Source organism: Methanobrevibacter sp. (genome assembly GCF_017447225.1).
Taxonomy (GTDB): Archaea; Methanobacteriota; Methanobacteria; order Methanobacteriales; family Methanobacteriaceae; genus Methanocatella.
In genome coordinates, this window is record NZ_JAFSNZ010000104.1 from 1 (window position 1) to 7,608 (window position 7,608).

9 protein-coding genes and 1 pseudogene are annotated in these 7,608 nt (G+C 31.6%); 6 read left to right on the plus strand and 4 right to left on the minus strand.

The features are described from left to right. On the minus strand, nt 1–2,339 hold a 2,339-nt coding region (locus IJQ68_RS09845; RefSeq protein ID WP_292799925.1), incomplete at its 3' end, for an Ig-like domain-containing protein. Nucleotides 2,340–3,195: 856 nt separating this feature from the next. Between IJQ68_RS09845 and IJQ68_RS09850 the strand changes: the two genes are divergently transcribed. The 6 genes and pseudogenes from IJQ68_RS09850 to IJQ68_RS09865 all read left to right on the plus strand — a co-directional run bounded on the left by IJQ68_RS09850 (nt 3,196) and on the right by IJQ68_RS09865 (nt 5,141). Beyond that, entirely contained in the window at nt 3,196–3,603 is a 408-nt protein-coding gene (locus IJQ68_RS09850; RefSeq protein WP_292799928.1) for a helix-turn-helix domain-containing protein, read from the plus strand. A 141-nt stretch (nt 3,604–3,744) separates the two neighbouring features. After that, on the plus strand, nt 3,745–3,936 hold the full coding sequence (locus IJQ68_RS09855) for a transposase (protein WP_292799931.1): 192 nt from the start codon (nt 3,745–3,747) through the stop codon (nt 3,934–3,936). A gap of 4 nt (nt 3,937–3,940) precedes the next feature. Then, nucleotides 3,941–4,132, plus strand: a complete 192-nt coding sequence (locus IJQ68_RS10895; protein ID WP_369334611.1) for an IS200/IS605 family accessory protein TnpB-related protein — start codon at nt 3,941–3,943, stop codon at nt 4,130–4,132. Between the two features lie 12 nt (nt 4,133–4,144). After that, a pseudogene (locus IJQ68_RS10900) lies at nt 4,145–4,324 on the plus strand (zinc ribbon domain-containing protein); the annotation flags it as partial. 281 nt (nt 4,325–4,605) lie between these two features. After that, nucleotides 4,606–4,905 carry a hypothetical protein gene (locus IJQ68_RS09860; protein WP_292799933.1) on the plus strand — a complete coding sequence of 100 codons (300 nt, stop codon included), beginning with the start codon at nt 4,606–4,608 and terminating at the stop codon, nt 4,903–4,905. A 17-nt stretch (nt 4,906–4,922) separates the two neighbouring features. Further along, nucleotides 4,923–5,141: a hypothetical protein gene (locus IJQ68_RS09865; RefSeq protein WP_292799936.1), complete on the plus strand. Its 219-nt coding sequence runs from the start codon at nt 4,923–4,925 to the stop codon at nt 5,139–5,141. Between the two features lie 40 nt (nt 5,142–5,181). On the opposite strand, the gene IJQ68_RS09870 is transcribed toward IJQ68_RS09865, so the two are convergent. The 3 genes from IJQ68_RS09870 to IJQ68_RS09880 form a co-directional block, all read right to left on the minus strand. Continuing rightward, nucleotides 5,182–5,322 carry a hypothetical protein gene (locus IJQ68_RS09870; protein WP_292799939.1) on the minus strand — a complete coding sequence of 47 codons (141 nt, stop codon included), beginning with the start codon at nt 5,320–5,322 and terminating at the stop codon, nt 5,182–5,184. A 142-nt stretch (nt 5,323–5,464) separates the two neighbouring features. After that, nucleotides 5,465–5,875: a MarR family winged helix-turn-helix transcriptional regulator gene (locus tag IJQ68_RS09875; RefSeq protein WP_292799942.1), complete on the minus strand. Its 411-nt coding sequence runs from the start codon at nt 5,873–5,875 to the stop codon at nt 5,465–5,467. Then, a complete protein-coding gene (locus IJQ68_RS09880; protein WP_292799945.1) occupies nt 5,868–7,235 on the minus strand; it encodes an MATE family efflux transporter in 1,368 nt (455 codons plus the stop codon). Before IJQ68_RS09880 ends, IJQ68_RS09875 begins: the two co-directional genes overlap by 8 nt. Between the last annotated feature and the right edge of the window lie 373 nt (nt 7,236–7,608).

A 7,608-nucleotide genomic window follows, 5' to 3' on the forward strand; every position in this document is an offset into this window, starting at 1 on the left:
AAAGGAATATCAACACTACCAGTACCATTTTCATCAACAGTAACAGGATAATCCTCACCATCAACAGTAACAACAACAGTACCATCCACATCACCAGGAACAGTCACAGTCACAGTAGTATTAGCACCATCAACACCAGGAACAACCACAACAGCAATATCATAAGTACTGTTTTTTAAAGTAAAACGAACATTACTAGTATTAGTTATATTATGGTTTGAATCCCCATTATAAGTTGCATTAACAACATAATCACCAGCAACCTCAGGAGTAATATTTAAACTAGCAATACCATCAGCACCAATAACAACATCAGGATAAACAACACCATTAACAGTAACATTAACTGTTCCGGTAACATTATAATCCTTAACAGTCACATTAACAGTAATTAACACACCAGCATCAGTAGTATTGTCAACAACATCCCTACCATCACAATCAACAACAACAATACCCATTTCAGGTTCTGACTTCAACACTTCAAACACTAACTCATAACCATCAACAAAAATACCATTATCATAAACTGTCCTGGCCTTAATAGTATGATTTCCAGCACAAGGAGTAATATTAAAGCTCACATTACCATCAACAGGATACTCAACACCATCAATAATAACAACAACACTCGCATTAACAACCCTATACTCAACAAAAACAGTTGTATTCAAACCATACACACGACCAATAGCCAAATGCAAATCAACATACTCATCATCAGGATCCTGAATATCACTCCAATATGCATCAGACACACTGTAAGGATAATAATCATTCTCCAAATGATAAACTTTACCATTATCCCACACATCAGGCCCATAATCAGAAATATTAAATAATGCAAAATAACCGCCAAATTCCTCAATATAAACAGTAACCGCAGTTAAATTAACAACAAAATCATCACCATTATAAAGTGAAAGAGTAAGATTTTCACCAGCAGCATAAAATGAATTAACCGGAATTTGAACATCACTGTTAACCATAGAACTACCATTCCAATAAGTCACATTACTAAAGACAATATCAGCACCATCCTCAGCATAAATAGCACTAATATAATTCTCACCAACAATATAAGCCAAAGCAATAGCCTCATCATGATAAACAACCACATCACCAAATTTCAAATAATGAGCAATAGCATCAGATAAAACATAAGCATTAGCCTTATTATCCATAAAACTAGCATTAACAATATTCAAAGTAACATTATCACAAACATACAATGCACCACCAACACTAGCATTACCATTAACCAAAGAAACATTAACCAAAGTCACATCAGCAGTAATATTAAAAATCCTATATGAATTTTCACCACTAATACTGAAAGAATTACCATCAATAGTCAAAGACTTATTAACAATAACACCAGACGGGAATCTATCACCATCAACACTAGGAATATATCTAAAACTATAAGGCAAGACTAAAACATCACCATCACCACAAGCATCAATCAAAGCCTGCAAATCAGTATAACTTCCACAAATACTAATAGTAGCATTATTAATAACTACATTATCAAGACCACTATAAGATGCATTAACCTTATAATCACCATAATCAGCAAAGGTATATACAGCCCACCAAGTACCGTCAGCATTAAAATTAGCACTAATTTCAGTACTGTTTGGAAGGATAAATAGTAATTTACCTTGTATAATATCATTAGGGATATTGGATTTTGCAGTGATGTTTACTGTTTTATTGTTGGTTGTAACGGATGTTACATTTACTGAATACTCGATGTTTTTTATTTCATAAGTTATATTGGCTTTACTTGGATAATAGTTGATATTACCTCCGTAAACTGCAGTAATATTATATTTACCCATAGCCAAACCAGTTAAATCCAAATCAGCAGCACCATCACTTATAATAGCCTCAGCAGTTCTAACAACACCAGATTCGTTTTCCACAGTGAAAGTAATATTTCCAGTAATTTCCGGTGTTATTTTTGCTGTAGCAGTACTGCCTGAAGCAGATAAGTCAATGCTGGTTTGAGTACCTGTAATGGTGAATATTCTTGTTGTTTGAGCTTGTGTGTAGTATAAATCTGCATTGTGGCGAGCAGTAATATTATAATTACCTGCAACAGCATCCAAAAGAATTTTACCATCAGCATTAGTGACTTTAGTAGTGTTTAGGATAAGAACATCATTAACTACAACAGTTACTGTAATATTTTGACCTGCCTCATTTTGAGATCTGGATGGAGTAACAGCAGAACTGCCAGTATTTGCAACTCCTTCAGCTCCCCAATAAGTCACATTAGTGAAACTAACATCACTAGTAGAATAAATTGCGTTTAAAAGATTATCCTGACCCATAAATATAATTTCAACATAATTGCCATTTTGACTAACCTGTAACGGTGAACTTGAATGAACATTAGCTCTGTTATTCAGGAAACGAGAATTAGAAACAGTTTTAGTACCTGAACCACTGTAGAAATAAATTGCAGAACCAGAAGTTGCATTATTACCAGTAAAATTACAATTTGTTACAGTACCAGTAGAACTTGAACTATAGAAACAAACAGCACCACCATAACCATTGGTTGCGGTGTTGTTAGTAAAATTACAATTTGTTACTTCACCAGTACTATAGAAGTAAACTGCACCACCATAATTAGCAGTGTTATTAGTAAAATTACAATTTATAGTAATTTATTAAAATGATCAATTAAAATCATAATTAACATATGGGATGATATAACAGTCCATTTTTATCATAGTAATTTTAAGGATTATAATTTGTTTATTTTTGAAAATAACTCTTTTTAATTTGTTTTGAATTTTATTGTATAAACAAAAGTCCACAAAAATGGACCGTTTTAGAAGATGCTATTTAATCACGTAACCGATTAAGTAAAGTTTATGTAATCTCAATATCTCATTGAATTATGAATCATATTTTCAATTAAAGTATAGGTCAATGTTATGGTTCATTTAATATTTTACATGGACTAGAAGGATAATGTTAAACTGGTTTATTATAGTATATTACTAAAAGTTTTTACCTTTTTAGTTGTTCTTTTTTAAGCACTATTACTCTTCAAATGGTCTCGCGAAATTTGTATATTAGATTATATTTAATACTTATTAGTATGTCTCTTGAAGAGAATTAATAATATAAATGTGAGGGATTATAATTAAATAATTTTTGGGATCAGGTGTTTTTTTTATGAGTAATATTGTTGATATGGGTTTAAAGTTGGAGATTTTTCCTGATGATGAAATGATTGGTGTTTTAGAGCAGAATATAGGCAATTCCCATTTTATCTGGAATCAAATTCTTTCTAGATATAAGGAATTGTATGCAATGTTTTCTAATCATGGTTTTCCTTTAAATCCAAATATGAGAAATTTAAATGCTATTTTAAAGATGTTGAAAGTGGACTATCCTTTTTTACATGAAGGGGAGTCTACTAGTCAACAGCAGGTGTGTCGTGATTTAATAAATGCTTTTAATAAATTCTTTAATGAATATAAAGGTTATCCTAGATTTAAATCAAAAATAAAAGTGTTCCTTCTTTTAGAATACAGAAAAATGGAAATAATATTCGTGTATCTAACAAAAGAATACGCCTAGCCAAATTAGGATTTGTTCATTACAGAACCAGTAAAAAATATCGAAAATTACTTAAAACCAGTAAAATCAACAATGTCACAGTTAAACGAAAAAACGGCAAATTCTACGCAATCGTGAATATAAAAACAAGTGTCGAAGAATTTGAAAAAAACCGGTGAAACTATCGGCATCGATTTAGGATTTAAAAAATTAGCAACACTCTCAAATACTATGGAAATAGACACATTGGATCTAAAAAAAGAAGAAGAAATGATAAAAAAATACCAAAAACAATTAGCACGAAAAGAATACATGAGCAACAACTACAAAAAAACACTAAAAAAAACTACATAAATGGATAAACCGGAAAAACAACAAACTACAAAACGCATACCACCAATTAAGCAAATACATAGTAAAAAAATTCGACATAATCTCAATGGAAAACCTCAACATCAAAGGAATGTTTAAAAACAAAAAATGGTCATCCAAATTACAAAAAATAAGCCTATACAAACTCATACAAATGATAAAATACAAAGCCCAATAGTATGGGAAAAAATTCATACAAATAGGCAGATATTTCCCATCCAGCCAAAAATGCAACACCTGCGGATACCAGAAAACAAACCTAAAACTAGAACATCGAGAATGGATATGTCCTGAATGTGGAACAAAACACCACCGAGACATCAACGCCGCAAAAAACATATTAAAAGAAGGAATCCGAATAATATCATAAAACAATAAAAAAATGAACCGGTAAGACAACCGGGGATAGCTTGGATAATACTTATACTCAAAAGAGCATAACTGCCCAAGAATAATTTTACCAAATGACACAAACATTAAGTAAAAGTCTATATAACTCAATACATATAATATTTTCATTTTGTCATAGATTATTATGATATGTATAATTTAGCGTCTAATCCTTTAATTACTCTTATAGAGCAATATTACTCTTAATTTATAATTTAAGAAATAGAAATATTAATAAATTATGAAAATCTACATAGATTTATGGATATTAATTATATAAAAGAAAATTATCGTTTTGAAACACTGACTGAAGAATATGATGTATCCCAATTCAAGTGTGAGTCAGACGATTTAACTGACTTTCTAAAAAATGATGCGTTAACTCAACAAAAAAACAAATTAAATCTAACAAAACTTGTAATATGTGATGATATAATAGTAGGTTATGTTTCTCTACTTACTGACACAATTCCATTAAAAGATATTCGTGATGAAGATGCTAAACAGGATATTAAAGATCAATTACCATCACTTCAAAAAAGAGAAAATTACCTGCAATAAAAATTGGTAGATTAGCCGTGGATGAAAGGTATGCACACAAAGGATTAGGTTCAGAAATATTAATGAGTATCTTATTTAATGTTAAAAATATCGCTGAAAATAATGTTGGTTTAAGATTTGTTACAGTAGAAGGCTATGCAAGAGCATATAATTTTTATGTAAATCACAGTTTTAATAATTTAAAAAAAGATGATAATAAAATAAAAAAAAGAATTAGATATCATAATAGAACGTAATCCAGAACAAACATTTTATTTATACCTAGATTTAAGAGTTCTAGAATGATACCTTTCTAGCAGCATCATATCTCTTTTTAAATTCTTTATCTTTTTCTGTAAGAGGTTCGAGCATTTTATTTAAAAAATCAGCTGCATCTTTACCATATAATGTTGGAGTATCCCCAATTGGTTTTGCCATGATTACCACCTCTTAATTTGTATATTTACTATATTCTAATTATTTAAATAATTGTTGCTTACACTAATTTTTTTGGATTTTAAGCTCATAAGATATTAAATAGGAGTTTTTACTTCAAAGTCGTGTTTAACACAAATTTGATTCATAACAGTCCCCCACTAATTTCTTTAAGAGTATTTAAAAAATTATCATATTCTTCAAGCCCGATAATATCTTTAATTTTATCATCCCACATCTCATCCAAATCCATGACTTTCTGTGCGATTTTACGGCCATTATCCGTGATTTCTATCCGTTTTGTTCTCTTATCAGGAATTCTTTCAATGAATCCCTTATCCTCAAGCTTTTTAAGGTTTCTTGTAATTGTGCTTTCGTTTAGATGAAATGATTGTGCCAGCTGCTCCTGTATTATTCCTTCATGTTTGTAGATTTTAATAAGCAAGGGATAAAGGCCAAAACTTAGGTTTTCATCCTTTAATCTGTCATTTAAGAATTTTGCATGTTCTCTATAAATTATTGAAACCAATGGAACGGTTGGAACATCATCATCCATTTGAAGCGCTCCTTATCAGTTTGTTAATATACAATTCTATGCATGCATAACATATCAGAGATCCGATTCCGCCTCCCAGAAGCATTCCGCAGTATATTCCGAACTCTCCCATGTTGAAGACAAATCCGAGAAGATAAGCAAATATTAAAACTAATATAAATTCCCTGAATGTGGTCAGGATAAATGAGATTGTTCCTTTTCCGACACCCTGGAATACGTTTCCCGCACTTGCTCCGAAGGGAACGTATAATATAAAAAGACACATTAACTGAAGGAAGCTTGCTATCAGCGGCTCGAGCTGTGCACTGTTTTCGGAATATGAGAAGATGAATGAAATCTGATTGGCGAATACATTGAGGATTATGCAAACTATAATTGAAGCTATCAATGCGACCTTTACGGCGTATCTTGCAACAACCCTCAGGTTTTCATATTTTCTTGCGCCGAATGCAACTCCTGCAACGGAAATTGCAGCAGTTCCAACGCCTATTGCCGGAAGCATTCCAATGTTAATTATTCTCCATCCTGCAGTATAAATGGCCACTGCAACCGGACCTGAAACGATTGTGAGCATGAAATTAACGAATATTGTTAAAACGGACAGCACCAATTGCTCAAGGCTCGCCGGAATACCGACAACCAAAATGTCCTTATACATTGTCAGGTCATTTGTAAAGTTTCCCAAATCATATGACAAATAGGTATCCTTTTTTACGAAAATCCAGTAAAACATCAAAAGCAGGCTTATGAATGGTCCTAAAGCTGTCGCCCATGCCGCCCCGGCAATTCCCATATTCAATGTGTATATGAAAATCGGATCTAAAATCATGTTAATTATAGCAGCAAGAGCAATAGGTAGAGTTGCCCTTTTGATGTCTCCTTCAGCCCTGAATGCTCCACCCACAATTGGGGGCATCAGCAATGCGATTGTCCATGCAAATACTATAACTCCGTATTCCATGGCATAGCTTAATACACTTTCAGCACCCATCATGATGAGTAACGGCTCCATAAAGACCAGGAAAATGACTGTAACAAAAATTGATACTATAATACTTAAAATTAAATTGTGTATCGCAGCATTGTTTGCTGAAGCTCTGTTTTCGGCTCCGATATAACGTGATATAAGTGAATTACCACCTGCACCGATACCGTTTCCGAATCCGACGATTATCATGAAAAGCGGTGTGATGTATCCCAGAGCTGCCAACGGCTCTGCACCGAGTCCTGCAACCCAGATACTGTCAATGATATTGTTTGCAAAAATTAAAAACATACTGGCAATAATTGGCAATGATAGCTTGTTTATTGCTTTTTTAGGATCTCCCGTAATCATTTCTATATTTGAATTTTTTTCCATAATTTACCTCTCTTGCATATGCAACTGTACTCTTGTATATGCAAGTGTTAATATTTAAATATTTTGAAATATTATGGGACTGTCCCATAATTAATTTTTAAAATTTTCATTTGAAAGGGTTGATTTTCAAATGAATAAATATATACTTGTTTTTGTATAAACATTTCATATATAACTTATTTTCATAAATTACATTCTAATAAACTTTAAATAATTAAAATAATAGAAATATACTTTAAAAATAGTTAATTAAGTAAATATGATTAGATACTGATGAAACTAAAATTTCACCAGAAAAACATGAAAAATCATATTTTATTTGAAAAAAATACGAATTTCTGAAAAAACAGAAAATAATATTTTTTAATCAAAT